Raw genomic sequence first — 18,825 nt, 5'->3', positions numbered from 1 at the left:
CACGATTGTCATGCGCGCTCGACGCTCAGCGAGCGATCGCCGAAGCGCACGATGTCGCCGGTCTGCAGTGGTGTCGGGTCTCCGGGTGTCAGCGGGATCTCGCCGCCGGCGCGCAGCAGGCTGCTGCCGTTGGTGGATCCTCGGTCGACGACGAGCACTCCCCGCCGTGCGGGCAGGAACGCCAGGTGGGTCTTGGAGACCGAGAGGGTGTCGTCGGGCACCGGCACAAGTTGCACCGGCCCCTCGCCCGCGACCGGTGCGGGGCCGCGACCGACCAGTGTCGCGCCGCGCACCTCGACGCGTACGCCGGTGTCGAGAACGAGCACGGCGCGGGCGGCGCTGACCGCACCGCTCGGCGTGGGGTCGGATGCTATAGACGCGGCCTCGGCAGGACTGGCCACGGCGGGTGCCGGCGCCGGGGCGGGTGCCGGCGCCGGGGCGGGTGGCGCAGCGGGCGCGGCGGTCGGTGCAATCGGCGCAGCGGCAGGGCTTGCCGGTGCATCGGATGCCCGCGAGGCGAATGAGTCCAGAAGCTGCCCCGATGCGAGCGGCGGGGGTACAGCATCCACCACCCCCGACGGTGCGGCGGGCGCGAAGCCCGCCCCAGACTCCGATAAGACCGGGGCCGCGGAGACAGCGTCCGTGGATACAGGTGCCGGTGCGCCCGGCGGGATCGCACCGGTCTCCCCCGTCCGCGGGGCGGAGGCGGTGCGGTGCGCGCCGATCACTCCACCCGAGAATCGGCCCGTGGGGATGTACTCGGACGGCGCATCGCGGTCCACCGGTGTCGCCAGCGACGGCAGCGCGGGCTTCTGGCTGTGCTCCGGGGTCCTCAGCGTCTTGCGGGCGATGCGCATGCGCTTGACGTCGTAGGGGTTCAGCCCCTGCCGGGTGTCGACCAGCCAAGTCGCCGCCGCCTGGTCGAGCCAGCCGCGACCGCGGCGCTCACTGTCGAACAGCGGCGAGAACGCTACGACGAGCAGAGGTCCGAGCAGCGGGATCAGGAACGACGCGCTCAGCACCAGGTACCGCACGACGGCGCCGCGCCAGAACCCGGGGCGCTCCAGCGTGCGCACGTTCACCGTGCGGATGCCACAGAGAGCCTTGCCGACCGTGACACCCTTACGGCCGTGCAGCAACAACTGCACCACGACGAAGATCGTCACCAGGACGCTCGAGATGATCATCGCCGTGATCGGCCATGCGAACTCGCCCCGCGCCAGCATCCGCTCCAGGTCGGCATCGCCCGACGCCACCCGCACGGCGACCGGTGCCATCGCCAGCACACCGGGGAGTGCCAGCACCAGCAGAATGCACACCTCGATCAGTGCGGCCAGGGCGCGGCGCCCGCCCGGCGCGGGGCGCAGCCCCAGCGCGGCGGCGTAGGCGGGGTCGGCGCGGCCGTGCGCGTCAAGCCCCTCGATGGCCTTCGCGCCGTCGTCGATCTCCCAGATCACTCCAGTTCTCCTTCGGGGTCGGCCTGGGGCGCATCGAGCATCGTCAGATCGGCGCGGGTCACCAGCCGCGTGGCCACGGCATGCTCGACCAGTCGAGCCCTGCGGTTGGTGGCGAAACTGCGCTGGCCGCCCCGCATACCGGGCACCCCGACGCGGTCGAGCTTCTGGCACACGTTGTCGAGCTTGCGGTTGAACCGCGTGACGGTCCAGCCCAGACGCTCCGCGGCCTTCGCCGTCGTGGGGATCTCGCTCATGCCGGTGCCGTCCCGACGCAGTTGCGGTTCAGCGAGCGCCAGGATGAGCAGCTTCTGACTCTCGGTCAGCGGCACCTCACCGATGGTCGACACGCCGTCGCCGTCTGAGGCTCGACGCGTCGCCCGGAACGCGGGCTCGGCCGCGTGCACGGTCAGCTCGTACGTGGTCGGCCCGGCGGCGAAGACCACCGTGGTGCGTTCGAAGACGAGAGGCAGGCGCGCCCCGGGCGCGAGCCAGGCCTGCACCCCGCCCTGGGAGTCGGTCACCGTCGCGGTGAGCCGGCTGCCGACGTTCGCCAGCCACCACAGGTCGCCGTTATGCACGATCTCGAGGAAGTTCCGGTGCAGGTAGAGGTTCTCATCCAGGGCGAGATCGCCCTCGCGCCCCACGGTGAATGACGAGTCCGCCTCGACCGTGAAGTACTCCCCCGCGAACTCGATCGTCACAGTACTCAATCGACGCACCCCCGGACCGGCTGCGATGCCCTGGCATCGCTGCGCACCAGCGTGACCTCAATGCACGTGCGCGCGGGATGGGCGCCGTCGAGCGTCACCGTCGTCGTCTCGGTGCTCATCGGCGACTCACCGCCGTCGAGCGTGACCTGCTGCCAGATGTAGGTGTCACCGTCCTGCGGTTCGGCGTTCACCCATGAGAACGTCACCTCGTCGCCCGACCGCGTGCCCTGCACATCGTCGACCGGTGGGACGATCTTCGACACGACGTCCTGCGGCTGCGGTTCGTCGGATGCCACGGGCTGCGGTGCGGGGATCAGCGCGCCGGTGATGGCATCGCTGAACACCAGGAAGACGCCGAGTACCACGACCGCCACAGCCGCGGCGGTCCAGCCGATCCAGCCGCGCCGCCGTGGTCGTGCCGGCTCTGCCGCCGCGGGAGCCCCGTCGGCGGCGTGAGCCGCGGGCCGTTCGGCAGACGCCGCTGGAGCGGCCGGGCCCGTCGGAGACACCACGGCCGGCGCACGCAACTGCGTACGATCATCGGCGTCGGGCGCCACGGGGGCGGGCGCGCGCACCTGCGTCTGTTCGAGGGGCACCGCCGCGGGCGGACTGTCAAAGCGCGGTGCGTCGGAGACGGGCTGATAGCGGGGTTCGGTGGCTGCCGAGGGGCGCGTCTCGCCGGGGGCGCTCGGCTGGATCGACGTGACCTCACGTACGCGCGTGAGTCCGTCGTCGTCATCCTCGTGGTCGTCACCGGCGTGGTGCTCGTCGACGATGTCGATCGGCGTGACCGAGTGGGCGAGCTCGATCTGCACCTTCTGCAGGGCGCGGGCGAAGGCGACGGCGCTGGGATAGCGGTCATCGGCCTTCTTCGCCATGGCGCGCTCGAGAACGGCCTGCAGGCTGGCCGGGGAATCGGGGCGTCCGAGTGGCGGCACCGCCATCCGCTCGATGCGCTCGATCAGGTCGGCACTGGTGTTGCGCTCCCCCGGCCGCTCGAACGGCGAGCGCCCGGCCAGCAGCGTGTAGACCGTGGCGCCGAGCGCGTACACGTCGGTGCGGGGTCCGCTGCGCGGCGGCTCGGCGAATGACTCGGGCGGCGACCATGGAATGGACATCCCGGCCGCCTCGGTCACGGCCCCGGCGGTCGAGGCGATGCCGAAGTCGGTGAGCGCGGGCCGGTTGTACTCGGTGACCAGGATGTTCGCCGGCTTGATGTCGCGGTGCAGCACGCCGGCGCGGTGCGCGGTCTCGACCGCACCTGCTACTTGGATGCCGACGCGCAGCGCTTCGGCCACCGAGAACGGCTCCTTGCGTGCTCGCGCCTGCAGGTTCGGACGCGGGCAGTACTCCATCACCAGGTACGGGCGTCCGTCGCCGGCGACGCCCGCCTGGTAGATGGTGACGATCGCGGGGTGCGTCGACAGCATCGCCATCACGTTCGCCTCGTCGGTGAACTCCTGCGCGGCGCCGGTGGTGATGCGGTCGGCGAGCAGCACCTTGACCGCGACGCGACGGCGCGGCATCTGCTGCTCGTACAGGAACACATCGGCGAAGCCGCCGGCCCCCAGCGGTTGGACGAATGTGAACCCCGGCAGTTGGGGCGGGACGGACGGCGGCCTGCTCATGCAAGCCCCTCGAAGGCGACCGTGACGCCGTCGCCGAGGTCGACGACGTCACCGCCGAGCACCAGGGTGGGCTCACCCGGGTGCAGGCGCACCGGGTCGGTTCCGGGCCGGATCAGCGTCGACCCGTTGGTCGTGCGCAGGTCGATCACGACGACCGAGTCGCCCTCGGGGCGGATCTCGAGGTGGCTGCGCGAGATGTCCTGCTGCGGCGAGTCGACCGCGACGAGGTGCGGCATCGACTCACCGCTGGCACGCGTCGTGCGTGGACGGCGCCCGATGATCACGGTGCGATCGAGTTCGACGACCTGGCCGGTGGACAGCCGCGCCGTCCCGTGTGCGGCCGCGGGTTCGTCAACCGTCGGGATCATCTCGGTCGGCGCTTCGGGGTCAGCCGGCGCAGCGCTCCCCTCGGCGCGCAGCCGGCGCACCTCGGCGAGTGAGATCGTCGCCCCGTCGTGGTCGCCAAGAACGACCGGCGCGGGCGGTGCCGGTGGCAGGGGCGGGGCGATGGTCGGGAACGGAGCGGATGCCGCAGGCGCGGGCGGCGCGGGAGGCGGAGCGACAGGGGAGGCCGGAGGCGGCGAAGCGACACCGGGCGCCGGAGGCGTCGAATCGACAACGTGCGCCGGAAGCGTCGGGGGCGTCGGTGCCTTGTGGATCGTCTGCTCGAGCGCCGAATCCGACAGGGGCTCCGGCACGGGAGCCGCATCGACCGCCGGCACGGGCGCGACCGGCGCATCCTCGGTGGCGGGCTCATCAGCGGCGGGTTCGTCTGCGGCATCCGCCCCGAGAAGCGCTTCGGTCTCCGAGCCGAAGGTGTACTCCGCCGGGATCAGGGTGTGCTGCGCGTGCCCGCCGTCGGCGGCGACCGGCGCCGGGGGTAAGGCCACAACGTCGGATGCCGGCGCGGATGTTGTGCCCGTGGCATCCGCCGTGGCAACGACGGATTCTGCGGGGGCGTCCTGCCCCGTCGTGATGGACGCGGCGAGCACCACTCCGGAGCGGATCGGCAGCGCCGTGTGGCCGCGCGCCTCTTCCAGCGTCAGAGCGAACCCCTTCGGGTCGACGACGAAACGCTCGCTCCAGGTGCTGACATCCGCACCCGAGACACTCTCGGTGCCCGTCTCTGCCTCGATGCTCACCGAGACAGAGCCGCGCACGGCGAACCGCACGGAACCTCCCGGTGTGAGCGCGATGGCGAACGAGCCCAGCGAGGCGATGGAGCCGGCAGCGAGCACATCGATGACGTCGGTCAGCGCCGGGGTGCCCTGCTGCAGCATCCGCGTCAGGCGCACGACGCGATCGATCGCGACGTCGCCCGGGACGGCGACCACGCCGCCGTCCTCCACGACGACCTGCCAGGTACCGGATCGATATGAGAAATGAGTCATCGAGCCCCTCCGTTCAGAACTTCACGCGGACGAGTGGCTTCATCCACCTCATCCGACAGCACGACCGCCCCCGGTCGTGCGGCCACCGCCGTCGCGTCGACGACGATGACCGTGATGTTGTCGCGTCCGCCCGCCTCGACTGCCTCGGCCGTGAGCACGGCCGCCGCGCGCTGCGGGTCGCGCTCCTGCGCGAGCACCTCGCGGATGCGTGCATCGGGCACCTCGGCGGTGAGACCGTCCGAGCACACCAGCATCCGATCACCCGCATCGGCCGGGAACAGCCAGAAGTCGGCGTCTCCGCTGCTACCGCCCCCGATCGCGCGGGTGATGACGTTGCGCCGGGTGTCGTGCATGGCCGTCTCGGCCGTCAACTCGCCGGCATCGATGAGCTCTTGGATCACCGAATGATCGACCGTGATCTGCTCCAGCTCACCACCGGCGAACCGGTACGTGCGCGAATCACCGATGTTCAACGCCAGCCAGTAGCCGAGACCGTCGACCGACGAGATCACCACACCGCTGAGCGTCGTACCCGCGCGGGAGGACGTCGTCGTGACGAGGGCATCGACCGCCCCGCGGGCACGCGCGAGCGCCTGACGTACGTCGTCGAGACCTAGCGCCTCACGCCCGATCAGCGCAGCGAACGCTGTCGTGACTGCGGCGCTGGCACGCTCACCCGCCTCGTGTCCGCCCATGCCGTCGGCGACGACGAAGACCGGCGCGCACGCCAGAGAGGAGTCCTCGTTGAGCGCTCGACGTCGGCCGGTATGCGTGGATGAACCGGCGACCACCGTCAGCGGTGCGGTCATGCGAAACCGCCGATGGTGACGATGCGGTCACCGATCTCGATCGCATCCCCGAGCCGTACCGGGATCCGCTGCCCGGGAGGGCATGCGATGCGCACACCGTCGCGCACGACGGTGGTGCCGTTGGTCGATTCACGGTCCATGATCCAGCCGCCGGTCGGTTCGGCTCCGGCCTCGAAGTGCGTCTTCGACAGCGAGAGCGTCTCGTCGCGCACGGCGACGACCGCCGCGCCGGATTCGGCCTCGGGGTTGCGTCCGAACAGCGTGCGGCCCGAGACCGTCGCGCGCTGGCCGTCATCCCAGGTGAACACCAGCCGGTGCCCGGGGATGCTGATACGGGTCGAGTCGAGATCGCCCTCGGCGTGGAACGACGCCGGCTCCGGAGCGGATGCCACGGACTGCTCGGGCGCCGGGTCGGAAGCGGGCGCGGAATCGGAAGCGGGCGCGGTAGGGGTCGGCGGAGTGGCCGGCGGAGTGGCCGGGGCTGCGAGCGCCGGCGGTGCTGGGGCCGCTGCGGGCCTCGGCGCTACTGGGGGTGCTGCGGTCGCGGGCGGTGCTGAGGGCGCCGCGGGCGGCTGCTGTGTCACGCCGGGCACGAATGAGATGAGCGGGTCATCGGGCAACGCCTCAGTACGGTGCGGAGCAACGACGGTCTCTTCCGGAACGCCGGGTGCTGCCGCATCCGACGACGCGGGACGCGCGAACGACTCCGGCGCGATCGGCTGGCCGACCGAGGCTGTCGGCAGCGGCGGAGCGGGCATCGGTGGCATCGGCGGGGTCGCGAACCCGGCACCGGGCCGGGGCAGCGGGGCACCGGTCTCGGGAACGGGCATCGCCATCGTGCTCAGGGACGCCTCCGGCACCGCCGCGCGGGCGTTCAGCATCACGGCATCCGCCGCCTTGTCGTGCCACCCCTGATACCGCCCCGAACCATCGAACAGCGGCGAGAAGTACCCGACCACGATCGAGCCCGCCAAGGCGAACACGATGTTGCGCAGCAGCGCGCGCCAGAAGCCGATCGGTTCGCCGTCCCGCGCCGAGGCGAGCCGTAGCCCCTGGGCGCGCATGCCGATCGACCCCGATCCCGCCTGCATCAGCGTGTAGACGATGAGCCAGGCCAACTGCGCCAGCCCGATGATCGGCATGACGACGAATGTCGCCGCGAGCACCCCTGCCGTCGGGTCGTCTGGAGTGGCCGCCGCGGTCAGCATGCCGACGACGATGATCGTGCCCACAACCGGGATGACACCCGCGATCAGAGCGTCGAGGATGTACGCGATGACGCGTCGCTGAATGGGTGCGACCTCGCCGAAGGGAAGCATCGTCATCGGGTCTCACTCTCGGAGCTCGGGCGGTTCGTATCGATGTTGCCAGGTTCGCGGCGCATGCGCGCGGCAGCAGCCGCGCGCAGATCCTGCACGCGCTCGACCAGACGGGTGCCGCCCGCGAGGGAGCGGATGCTGAGGCGCGCCTTCACCCGCGCCCAGAATCCGACGCCGGCGCGCATGCCGCCGACCGCCTCGTCCACTTCACGCCAGAAGAGGTCGACCTCCTCAGCGGTCGGCTCGCCCGGACCGAAGACCTGTCGGTCTGCCCGGTCGGCGAGCGCCGTGGCCGCGGGTACCGTGACGGCCGAGGCGACGACGGCCGCCTCCTCACCCCGCGTCGCCCCCGGCGTGAGCCGGGCGCCGTGGTCGATGGCACGGTCGGTGAGCTCGTCCCATCCGCCGCTGATTCGATCCGTGGGCGTCCCGGCGGTGCGGCGAGCGCGGCGGCGCGCCGCTTTCCACACCCCGATCACGATGAACGGCGACAGCAGCAGCAACAGTGCGCCCAGCGAGAGTCCGGCGATGGCCAGGATCATCCCGAGGATGCCGAGGATGTTGTTCTTCTCGTCCTGGGGTTCGCGCTCGTCGGGCACCGTCGGCGGCAGATCGACCGGCTCCTGCGGCGGAGGCGGCGGCTGCAGTACCTGCGGCTTCGGATCGACCCGGGGCTTGGTGTTCTGGTTCCTGGGCACCTGGTCCTCGGGCGGCGTCGGGTCGAACGCCACCCAGCCGATGCCCTCGAAGGGCACCTCGACCCAGGCGTGCACGTCGTCGCCGGTCGCCTCGAACACTTCCTTGCCCGCGCGGTCATCGCCCGGGTAGTAGCCCATCACCACTCGGGCCGGGATCCCGACCTCGCCTGCCGCGAGCGCCATGGCCACGGCGTACTGCTCGTCGTCGCCGACCAGCTGATCGCCCCCGAGCAGCGTGCTGATGCGCTCAGCCGTGTGGCCGGCCCGCGACAGCACCTCTCCTTCAAGACCGTGGCTGAAGAAACCCTCCTTCGAGAAGTGCACCTCCAGCGCACGCACCTGCTCGATCGGTGTCTCGGCGTCGGCGACAGCATCCGCCGCGATCTTCGCGAGGTCCTCGGGGGCGTACGCGGGCGTGTGCGGCTTGACGTTCGCGAACGCCGCATCCTTCAGCTCCGCATCGGTCGGCGTCACGGGCACGATCGCCTCGATCGTGTACGTGTCGCCCTTCTCGAGGCCGGCGGTCGCGACCGCCGTGTCGGTGGTGGTGTTGACGTAGCTGCTGCGGCGCAGCTGCTCGCCCCGCGACCCGGTGTAGGTGATCTCGTCGATCGCCGGTGCACCGGGAACCCAGACCCCGGCGTACTGATCAATCGTGAAACGCAGCGTGGTGGGAACGCCCTGCGCCTCGGGCGCCATGTCCGAGCGCAGTGGGGTGAAGGCGCTGGACGAGCCGGGGCCACCATCGGTGACGTTGTACACCATGCCGTCCCAGTGGTCCATCGCGCCGATGCGGACGCGTGCGTCCTTGGGCAGGCCCTCAACGGTGAACAGCGTCTCTGTCTTCTGGTCGCGCACGTTCTTGCGGAACGACTGCAGGGGGCTGGCGTAGTCGCGGATGTCGAACGGCGGGATGATCGCGTCGCGGAACACGTGGCGCGGCTGCGACGGCTCGGTCACGGCGCTGATGCCGATACCGGCACCGGCTGCCACCGCGATAACGGCGACACCGCTGATCAGGCGGCGCGTGCGCACCTGCCGGGTACGGCTCGGGTCGGCTTCGGCGACGTCGACAGCCGACGCCTGCGGAGCCCACCAGGCGCGCAGCGAGAGCCAGACGACGGCGACCGCCGCCATGACGGTGCCTTGCACGATCGGGAACGCCGGCTGGGGAACGCCGAGGGCGATCACCAGCACGATGGCGCCGACGACCGGAATCAGCGCCCAGACGGCGCGCTGCAACCGCAGGGCGAGCGATGCTGCGGTTACCGCGCACACCAGACCGATCAGGAAGGGCACGAGCAGATGTCCGTCGTGCGCCGAGACCGGGGCGACCGTCGTCAACAACTGCTTCCACGAGGTGATCGCGCCCAGCGCGAGCCCGCTGAGGGTGTCCCACGTCGGCACGACCCCGGCGATGGTCGTGTGCGGCAGAGCCAGTGCACCACCGAAGACGAAGTACACGACGATCGTCATGCCCGAAACGATCAGGATGCCCCACCGCCGCAACGCGCACACCGCCGCGACGCCGAGCCCCAGCAGTACTCCGCCGATCGCGGCGATGAGGAAGGACGGACCGGCGAACGTCGGCCAGAAGCCGAGCAGGGCGACCACCAGCAGCACCCCGACGCTGACGAGGTCGAGTACCAGGCGGCGCACCGGCAGCGCGGGCGTGACGGGAGCGGTCATGCGAGAACCTTCTGAAGTGCGAGGGGAAGCTGGTCGAGGGCGCCGATGGTGACGACGTCGGCCTCGCCGATGCGGCGCAGCGCGGGCTGCTCCCGTCCCGACTCGACGACGACCGCGAGTGCTCTGGCTCCGAAGGGCATCCGGGCACACGCCTGCCGCAGATCCTCGGCGCGCACGCTCGACCCGCACACCAGCACGACGATGCTCGCCAACGGCATCGTGGCGGCCAGCACACCGGCGAGGTCGGCGATACCGCCCTCGCGGGGCTTGGACTGCTCAACCAGCGCGAGCGAGTCGAGCAGGCGCTTGCCGGTGCTCGCCGGAAGCTCCCTGCCCTGCACGCGCACGTCCACCCGCTGCGAGTCGCGCAGCGCGCGCAACCCGATCGAGCCGGCAGCCGAGATCGCGAGTTCGAACTCGTCGTCGGTGCGGTAGTCGGCCCGCGAGCGCGAGAGACCGATCACGAAGTGTGAACGCCTGGTCTCTTCGAACTGCCGCACCATCATCACGCCCGTGCGTGCAGTGGAGCGCCAGTGCACATGCCGCAGGTCGTCACCGGGCTGGTACTCGAGCAGCGCGTGGAACGACACGTCATCACGCGACAGATCGGCGGCCGGAAGCCCCTCCAGGTCGCGCAAGAAGCCGAGTGACTGACCGCCGAACAGCACCGTCTTGGGATGCACGTACAGATCGACCGGCTCATCACGACGATGCGCCCGCTCGAACACGCCCAGCGGGTCGCCGCGCACGATGCTGACCGGCCCCACCTGCACCACACCGCGACGCTGAGTGGGGATCGTGAACAGTTCTTCGGCCTCTTCGCCCGCAGCGAGTCGCTGGATTGAGAAGTCGCCGCGCCCCGTGCCGACCGGCAGCACCACGCGCGAGGGCAGGATCGCCCGAGTGCTGCGGTTCGCCAGCGTCAGTGCGCCGATCGCCCGCTCCCCGACCACCACCCGCGTGCGCGCCAGATCGAGCGTCACGTCATAGGTGGTGCGACCGATCAGGAACACCGCGCAGATCAGCAGCACGATGCCCAGCATCCACGCCGCGACAATCAGCTCACGCCAGCCCCACACGGCGCCGACGGCCCAGAACAGCACAGTCAGACCGATCAGCGTCCATCCCAGAGGGCGTACGGCCGAAGCGATGAGTTGCAGCCGGCGCAGCGCACGCGCACCGAGCAGGGCGGCGACATCGCGCCACCCCGCCTGCTGCTCCCCCACCGGGGCCGCCGTCGCCTGCGCCATCAGGCTGCGGTGCGCGCCTGCGGAGCCGCGACGCCCTCCAGCACCCGGGCGATGACGGTCTCGGCCGTCGTGCCCGCGAACTCCGCCTCGGGGTCGAGCAGCAGTCGGTGTTGCCAGACCGGACGCGCGAGCATCTTGATGTCATCCGGGAGCACATAGTGGCGCCCCTGCGCCGCAGCCCACACCTTCGCGATACGGACCATCGCAATGGCACCGCGCACCGAGACACCCAGTCGGATCGCCGGGTCGTTGCGGGTCGCCTCGGCAAGCTCCGCGGCGTAGCGCAGTACAGCGCCCTCCACGTGAACGGTCGCGGCAAGATCGGCCATGTCAGCGACAGCACCCGTCGTGATCACGGCCGACAGCGCCGCCGAGGGGTTACGCTGCGATGCCCCCGCGAGGATGCGCTCGGCGACGGCCAGATCGGGGTAGCCGATCGACGTCTTGATCAAGAAACGGTCGAGCTGCGCCTCGGGCAGCTTGTACGTGCCGGCCTGCTCGACGGGGTTCTGCGTCGCGATCACCAGGAACGGGCGGCCCGTCTCGTGAGTGACACCGTCGACCGTGACCCGCGACTCCTCCATGACCTCCAGCAGCGCCGACTGGGTCTTCGGCGAGGCACGGTTGATCTCATCGGCCAGCACGATCGACGCGAAGATCGGCCCCTTATGAAACTCGAACCGGTGAGCCTGCTGGTCGTAGATCGTCACTCCGGTGACGTCGGAGGGCAGCAGGTCGGGCGTGAACTGGATGCGAGAGCTGGTGCCCTGCACGGTGGCGGCGAGCGCCTTGGCGAGGCTGGTCTTGCCCGTACCCGGGGCGTCTTCGAGCAACACGTGCCCCTCGGCCAGCATGGCCGAAACCACCAGCCCCACCACGTCGCGCTTGCCCTGCAGCGCCTTGTCGACGTTGTCGACGAGGCGGGTGAAGGTGCCCTGGAACCAGGCGGCCTGTTCGGGGGTCATGCTCATGCGTTCGTTCCTGTCTGTGTGCTGAAGTGCTCGGGTCGCGTTGTCACTAGTCCCACCTGGTTCCTGAGGCCGTTCCCCATCCTTCGATGCGGACCGAGAGCTCGTACTGAGAGTTGTAGCCGCCGTGCCAGCACCCGGTGTCGACGTAGCCATTCGCTGGAACGTTGTGCTTCCACCCGCCGGCGAACTTCACGCCGTTCTCCAGGCAGGTCAGCACGTACTCGCCGGCTGGGAAGTTACTCACGTTCAATCTCAGGTAGTAGCAGGTGTCTGGTGAGCACTTGCCCGAGTTGGGCCCACGGCTGGTCCACGCCGATGCCGGCGGAGGCGTCGGTTTCGGATCGGTCGTCGCCGACCGCGTGGGCGACTCCGGTGAGGTTCCTCCGGGATCAGCAACCGCGCGCGCTTTGATCGAGTGAGTCTTGCTGTAGCCACCGCCCAGCCGCCGCTCGTCCGTCGTCGACACGGACTGCCACCCGCCGCCGTCGATGCTCACCTGCACGGTCACGGGACGGCCGTTGTCCGAGTTGCTGCCATTCCACGACAGCACGACCTCGCTGCCCGCATTTCTGGCTGATACCTCGGGAGCCCGCGGCGTACCGTACGGCTTGGCGCTCGCAGCCCCGGACGCACCGCTGGCGTAGGTCGAACCGTCGACCGTCGCGACCGCACGCAACCGGACGGTGTAAGTGGTGTCGTTGGACAGGCCGCCGATGGTCTTCCCGTCCCAGTTGCTCTTCCAGCCACCGCCGATGTCGTACTGGATGCTGATCTCGGTGGCCTTGGCGCCGTTGCGTGTGCCCTGCACGTACCCGACCTGGATCGAGCGGTCTTTCGGGGTCGCTGTCACCTCGGTCGGCGGATCCGGCGCCACGACACCACGACGCGCGGCCGACGCGTCACTCCAGTCGCCCCAGCCCGCCTTGTTCTCGGCCCGAACCTTGAAGGTGTAGCCGTTCTCGCTGGTGTTGACGACGATGGCCTGCGAGCGCGCATCGGCGCCTGCCGTGACGACCGCACCCGGCGCGCCGCCGTTGAACACCTGGATCTGGTAACCGCGGATCGCGTCGCCGTTCGTGTTCGGCTGCTGCCAACTGACCTCCAGCTGGGCCTGCTTACCCACGGGCGAGAGCTCTTTGGTGGTCGGCTGCGCGGGCGGCAACGGCGGCCCCGCCGGAATCTCGTTGACCGACCACGGGCTGAAGCTCGACGGGTCGGGCACGCGATTGTGCGCCTGGACGCGCACGATGTAGCTCGTACCGTTCTCGAGGCCCTCCCACACCAGTGAGGTTCCCGTCACGCCGGTCTTCTCGGCGGAGCCTGATGGCGGCGCGGGCGAGATCTGCAGCGTGTACGACTCCACCGGCGAACCGTTGGACTTCGGCGCCGTCCACGACACATCGAGCGATCGGTCGCCGAAGACGAGCTTGGGAGCCAGCGGGGTATCGGGTCGCACGTCGGGACGCGCCGGCGGGTTCGACGCAGGTGAGGCGGGCCCCTCGCCGACCCGGTTGGTCGCCGTCACCTGGAACGTGTATTCGACGTTGTTCGTCAGGCCGTCGAGGGTGCACGTCGTCGATGCGCACGTCCGCGTGTACGCGTTACCGCCCACCGAAGAGACCGTGTACTCAGTGATCTCAGCGCCGTTGTTGGCCGGGGGTGACCACGACAACACGACCGTGCGGTCCTGAATGCTCGATACCGTCGGCTGGCCCGGGGCATCTGGAACACCCTGCACCATGACCGTGACACGGCCGTCGACCTCACGGTCCGGGTCCTCGGTCGCATCCTGAATCCGGTAGCGCACCACCATCACTCCGACGAAGTCGGAGTCCGGTGTGATCTCGATCTCATCACCGACGATCGTCTGCCTACCCTGACCGCTCTCGAGCGTGGACGCGGTCAGTTCAAGCGGCGTCTCCGGGAACGGGTTGATGTCGTTGGCGAGCACCGGCACCCGGATCGTCTCGCCCTGATCGGCACGCTCGACGGTGTCAGGGCTGGCCACAGGCAGGCTCCGAGTGGATGCCGTCACCATCACGGTCACGCGGCCCCGCACCGGTTCGGTGGTGCCGTCATCGATGCGCAGCTCGATGACCGTGGATGTGCCCTTGCGCGCATTGGACTCGGCCTCGGCCAACAGCGTGGTTCCCTCGATGCGCGCCGAGACGCCACTACCGGGCTGCCCCGTGATCGTGTACTCGATCTTGTCGACGTCTTCGGGGTCGGGATCGGTGGTCAACGCCGCCAGGTCGATCGAGGCGGCGTCCTCGCCGGGGGCGACCTGCATCTGCCCGTCGACGAACTGCGGCTGCTGGTTCTCGGGCGGAAGCACCTCGATCGGAATGGTCAGGGTCGCTTTGCGCCCATTCGGATCGTCGGGGCCGGCGCCGTCGGTGACCTCGAAGGTCAGCGCATCCGGACCGAAGTAGCCTTCCTCCGACGTGTACACCAGCGTGTGTGGATCCTTGATCAGCTCGGAACCGTCCGAGTGAATCGCACTGACGGTCGCCGCCTCGGTGATCCGCGCCGTCCCTCCACCGGCCACCGTGACGTACTCCGACAGCGGCAGCTCTTTAGTCTCGCCGCTCTTCACCGTCACCGGTGTGGTACTGCTGGGGGTCGGGCTGAGCTCCTTCAGTGCGGGAACGAACACGAATGCCGACGACGACAGGTCGTCCTGGTCTGTGACGGTGTAGCGGATCAACTGCCGCTTCTCGCCGATCGTGACCCTGACCTTGCCGCCGGGCAGCGCTGTTGCGCCCTCCTCGATATCGATCTTCAACCCCTCGGCGGTGCCGTCCGGGTCCTCGTCATTGGCGATGATGTCGAGGTCGACGCTCAGCGTGTCCTTGACATCCGACACCATCACCCGGTCATCGCGAGCGATCGGCGACAACAGCGGGACGTCCTCGTCGACGGTGACCAGTACCGGCGCCATGGCCTCGGCACCGCGCGCATCGCGAATCGTGTACTGCAGCGACGTCTCCAGCTCGCGCTCCGGCACGTCGATGACGACCCGGTCGCCCGAGACCTCGGCGGTGAGTCCGTCGGCATCGGGCAGCTCGAGTCCCCCGTCGACGAGGGCGATCTCGTCGCCGTCGGGGTCGGAGTCGTTGGCCAGCACCGGCACCGCGACCGAACGACCGGGGCGCACCACGACGGCGTCCTTCACGGCGTAGGGCGCCTGGTTGACCGTCTCGGGCGGGGCGATTCCCACGCGGATGCTGGCGATGCCCTCTTTGCCGAGCCGGTCGCGCACCTTGTAGGTGAAGGTGTCGAGGCCGGTGGCGTCATCGAACGCCTCATACACGAGGTGGTCCTGGGCGACCTCAACAACACGTCCCTTCGATGGTGCCGTCGCCAGCCCCAGCAGCTCGACCGAGTCGCCGTCCTGATCGATGCCGTGCAGCGGGACGATGATGTTCGCCGTCGTGCCCGAGACGGTTCGCGCGGTCAGATCGCGCGGGTTAGGCGCGGCATTGCGGTCGTCGTCGATCGGCAGGATCTGCACGGTCACATAGCCGGCGTCCTTCTGGCCCAGCGAATCGACGACCTCGTACGTGATGTAGGCGGTGCCGGGTTCTGCGCCGGCACGGAACCGCACGACGTCCTGTGAGACGAACGCCTCGCCGACCTCGGGATCCACGAGCGGCTCGATGAGGTCGGGCGCGACGTGCATGGCGTCGTCGTTCGGGTGGGTGTCGTTGTCGAGCACGGGGATCGTCACCACGTCACCCACGCGCACGAAGGCCTCATCATCATTCGCCACCGGCGGCAGCAGCTTCGATGGTGCGGGGATCGGAACGACGATCACGTCTCCCTCGGCCGTGTGCGTGCCGTTCGAGATGCGATAGCGGATGCGCACCTGCTCGTCCAGGGCGCCCTGGTCGGTGATGCGCAGCGTCTCGTGGTTGAGCACCGAGACCGAGATACCACTGCTGGGTGGCACGGTGACCGACTGCACCACCAGGACTCCACCGCCGGGGTCGGAGTCGTTGGCGAGCACACCGATCAGCGCTTCCTTGCCGCTGGGCAGCAGCGCGACGTCGCGGACGGCGACCGGCGGCTGCTTGCTCTCATTCTCGTCGAGCACGTCGACTCGGACGATGCCGATGGCGCTCTTCGCGCCGGCGGATGCCAGGTACTGCACGTAGTACACACCGGCCGTCGGGGCCTTGAAGGTGAACTGCTTGTTCGGGTAGTCGGGGGTCATCTCGGCGCCCTCGACCGCATCGACGTTGGTCAGTCGCAGCAACTCACGGCCGGCGCTGGAGTCGTTCGCGAGCGGCGACACGGTGACCGACTCACCGACCCGGGTGACGACATGGTCAGCGTTGGTCCGGGGGTCCATCGTGCCCTGGGGCTTGACGGTGATGTAGATCGAATTGCTGGAGACCTCACCGAGGGCGTCGGCGACCGAGATCTCGATCTTCTTGCGTCCCTGCAGGCTCGCCACCGCACGATAGGTGATCTGCCCATCGGTGGTGAAGTCGACCTCGTCGCCAGACGCCGGGGTCACCGAACGCAAGTAGATGTCGTCCCCGTCGGGGTCGATCCAATCGGGCAGGATGTTGTACGACACCGTGCCACCCGACTCGACGGCGAGCTTGGTCACGCGTCGCGGTTCGGGTGCCCCGTTCGTGTCCCAGTCGTGTACATCGACGGTCACGTTCGCGGTGTCGGTTCCGCCACGGCCGTCATCGACCTGGTATCGGAATGTGGCCGAGCCCGTGGCATCCTCGTCCGTCATGATCTGCAGGGCGCCGCCGCCCAAGATCGGTTGCACGTCGCCGACCGTCGGCTGGCTGTCGGCCAGCGAGGCGACAAGGACGTCGCCGTCGGGGTCGTTGTCGTTGTCGACGGCGGGTAGCATCGTCGTCCCACCCGGACGCACGCCGAACCGGTCGTCTTCCGCCGTCGGCGGGGTGTTCTTCTCGCTGCGCTCGGGAAGGGTCGTCTCCACCGTCTCTTCGGTGGTGTTCTCTTCGTCCTCTTCGTTGCCCTCCGGCGGCGTCAGGACGCTCCAGTCATCAACCTGCTTGAGGCTCTCGTCGGCAAGCCACGCCGCACCGGTCAACACATCGTTGAGCACAATGACATCGCGGTTGACCCGGAACACCAACTGCTCAGCCTTGTCGGCGCCCGGAATCGTCTCGTCGACGTCGGCTGAATCACCGACGCAGTCGCGCACGAAGCGGGCGGACCCCGCCCAGGCGCCGTAGGTGCAGCCGCGCAACGAGACGGGAGCTGCGGGATTGCCCTGAGCGTTGGTCGAGATCGTGCGCACATCGCCGCCGTCGAGCGGCACGTGCACGAGGTGCGACGTCGTGGCGAGCGTGACGGCATCCGCCGCGGCGGACGGATGCTGCAGAACCGCCGATTCAGCGCCATCGACCTCGGTACGGAACCCGCCCGGGGTCTGTACCACCCCGCTCGTGGCGTCGAGCACCACCGGAGTACTGCCCACCGCGGTGATCGTCGGCACGGCCCCCTTGCCGAGCTCCTGAAGTCCGTTCTCGGCCGTGCTGATCTCGCCCTGCGGGTCGATCGTGGCGCTGAAGACCAGACTGTCCTCGGCAGAGACGGCATAGACCGTGCCGTCACGGCCGACCGTGGCATCCGCGTTCTTTCCGAGCTTCGCGACCGGGTCGGCGACCTTCAGGTCGAAGCCCGACAGCTCATCGACGGGGGTGACCCAGAGAAAGCCGGAGGTGCGGTCGAGGATCGCCGTGGTCGTGCCGCCCAGCGTGACCTTCGCGTTCCCGGGGATCGGAGCCGAGTCCGACAACGAGACGGTCGCCGGGTCGACCGCCGTGACGGTGGCGTTGCCCGAGTCGACGACGAGCACGTGCTGCTCGTCCTGCACGATGTCGAACTCGTCACCGCTGGTGCGGAGGCCGCCGTCGATCACCGTCGAAGCGTTGTTGAAGTGTCCCACGAGCAGGCTCGACGACTTGGTGAGCCACACGCCCGCGTCGTTCAGGTCGACCTTCGTGGTCGGCAGGCCGTCGTAGGCCACTGCCATGCCGGTCAAAGCGACGGCGCCGATCATGACGCCTGCGGTTGACGCGAGAGTCTTGGGGTGCGTGCGCATCCACGTCAGGGCTCTCATCGCGGTCTCCTCCGGCTGTGTTCATCAGCGTGACGGCGGCGAGCGCACGGGTAGCCCCGAGACCTCGATGGTCCTACTAGCAAGTTCCCCCCGCTATGCATGCACGACGCGCCGGGGCAATACTACCCGCGTAGAAGTTCGCGGCTGCATCGTCAGGATGGGGAGAACTCCCCATCCTCGATCCGGTTACCCGCCGGCGCGCCAGCAGCCCACCACGTGGTCATCGACCATGCCGGTCGACTGCATGAGCGCGTACATCGTGGTCGGTCCGACGAAGCGGAACCCGCGCGCGCGGAGCGCCTTGCTCATCGCCGTCGACTCGGCCGTGACCGCGGGCACATCTCCGAGTTCGCGCGGACGCGCCCGCGCTGCGCCAGGCGCGAACGACCACATCAAGGAGTCGAGCTCACCGTCGGCCATGTCGCGCACGAGTGCCGCGTTCGAGATCGTTGCGACGATCTTCGCCCGATTGCGGATGATGCCGGCATCTGCCATCAGACGCTCCACATCGTCGGCACCGAACTGCGCCACCGCCTGCGGGTCGAACCCCGCGAACACCTCACGGAACCGCGGACGCTTGCGCAGCACCGTGATCCACGACAGCCCCGCCTGGAATCCCTCCAGCGCCATCTTCTCGAACAGCGCGCGGTCGCCGTGCAACGGCTGACCCCACTCGTCGTCGTGGTAGCGACGGTACTCTTCGTCGTCACCGACCCAGCCGCAGCGCAATCGATCATCGGGGCCGGCGTGCAATGAGCTCATCTCCTCACGCTATCGCCGGCCGCCGA

The 18,825-nt window shown here is 69.4% G+C and carries 11 protein-coding genes; all 11 read right to left on the bottom strand.

All coding sequences use genetic code 11. From position 1 onward, the window contains the following. Positions 1 to 8: 8 nt before the first annotated feature. On the bottom strand, positions 9 to 1,457 hold the full coding sequence (locus JF543_RS03725) for an RDD family protein (protein ID WP_206822770.1): 1,449 nt from the start codon (positions 1,455 to 1,457) through the stop codon (positions 9 to 11). Continuing rightward, the gene (locus JF543_RS03720; RefSeq protein ID WP_179409229.1) at positions 1,454 to 2,167 is read right to left on the bottom strand and encodes a hypothetical protein; all 714 of its coding nucleotides are present in this window, start codon (positions 2,165 to 2,167) and stop codon (positions 1,454 to 1,456) included. Before JF543_RS03720 ends, JF543_RS03725 begins: the two co-directional genes overlap by 4 nt. Continuing rightward, positions 2,164 to 3,795, bottom strand: a complete 1,632-nt coding sequence (locus JF543_RS03715) for a serine/threonine-protein kinase (RefSeq protein WP_206822769.1) — start codon at positions 3,793 to 3,795, stop codon at positions 2,164 to 2,166. The genes JF543_RS03720 and JF543_RS03715 overlap by 4 nt, the downstream gene beginning before the upstream one ends. Beyond that, positions 3,792 to 5,186, bottom strand: a complete 1,395-nt coding sequence (locus tag JF543_RS03710) for an FHA domain-containing protein (protein WP_206822768.1) — start codon at positions 5,184 to 5,186, stop codon at positions 3,792 to 3,794. Before JF543_RS03710 ends, JF543_RS03715 begins: the two co-directional genes overlap by 4 nt. Beyond that, positions 5,183 to 5,995 carry a PP2C family protein-serine/threonine phosphatase gene (locus JF543_RS03705; RefSeq protein ID WP_179409232.1) on the bottom strand — a complete coding sequence of 271 codons (813 nt, stop codon included), beginning with the start codon at positions 5,993 to 5,995 and terminating at the stop codon, positions 5,183 to 5,185. The genes JF543_RS03710 and JF543_RS03705 overlap by 4 nt, the downstream gene beginning before the upstream one ends. Continuing rightward, positions 5,992 to 7,320 carry an RDD family protein gene (locus JF543_RS03700; RefSeq protein WP_206821182.1) on the bottom strand — a complete coding sequence of 443 codons (1,329 nt, stop codon included), beginning with the start codon at positions 7,318 to 7,320 and terminating at the stop codon, positions 5,992 to 5,994. Before JF543_RS03700 ends, JF543_RS03705 begins: the two co-directional genes overlap by 4 nt. Continuing rightward, a complete protein-coding gene (locus tag JF543_RS03695) occupies positions 7,317 to 9,701 on the bottom strand; it encodes a transglutaminaseTgpA domain-containing protein (RefSeq protein ID WP_206821183.1) in 2,385 nt (794 codons plus the stop codon). Before JF543_RS03695 ends, JF543_RS03700 begins: the two co-directional genes overlap by 4 nt. Beyond that, positions 9,698 to 10,951: a DUF58 domain-containing protein gene (locus tag JF543_RS03690; protein WP_179409235.1), complete on the bottom strand. Its 1,254-nt coding sequence runs from the start codon at positions 10,949 to 10,951 to the stop codon at positions 9,698 to 9,700. The genes JF543_RS03695 and JF543_RS03690 overlap by 4 nt, the downstream gene beginning before the upstream one ends. Continuing rightward, positions 10,951 to 11,922 (bottom strand): AAA family ATPase, encoded by a 972-nt coding sequence (locus JF543_RS03685; RefSeq protein WP_179409236.1) that lies wholly within the window; start codon positions 11,920 to 11,922, stop codon positions 10,951 to 10,953. Before JF543_RS03685 ends, JF543_RS03690 begins: the two co-directional genes overlap by 1 nt. A 46-nt stretch (positions 11,923 to 11,968) precedes the next feature. Then, positions 11,969 to 18,037, bottom strand: coding sequence for an Ig-like domain-containing protein (locus JF543_RS03680; RefSeq protein ID WP_206822767.1), 6,069 nt, complete (start codon positions 18,035 to 18,037; stop codon positions 11,969 to 11,971). A gap of 186 nt (positions 18,038 to 18,223) precedes the next feature. Beyond that, positions 18,224 to 18,799: a DNA-3-methyladenine glycosylase I gene (locus tag JF543_RS03675; protein ID WP_206822766.1), complete on the bottom strand. Its 576-nt coding sequence runs from the start codon at positions 18,797 to 18,799 to the stop codon at positions 18,224 to 18,226. Positions 18,800 to 18,825: the final 26 nt, after the last annotated feature.

Origin of the sequence: Microbacterium esteraromaticum (assembly GCF_017303215.1) — a bacterium.
Lineage (GTDB): Bacteria > Actinomycetota > Actinomycetes > Actinomycetales > Microbacteriaceae > Microbacterium > Microbacterium esteraromaticum_C.
Note: the sequence above shows the minus strand (reverse complement) of the source record. Positions and strands in the feature narration are given on the sequence as shown.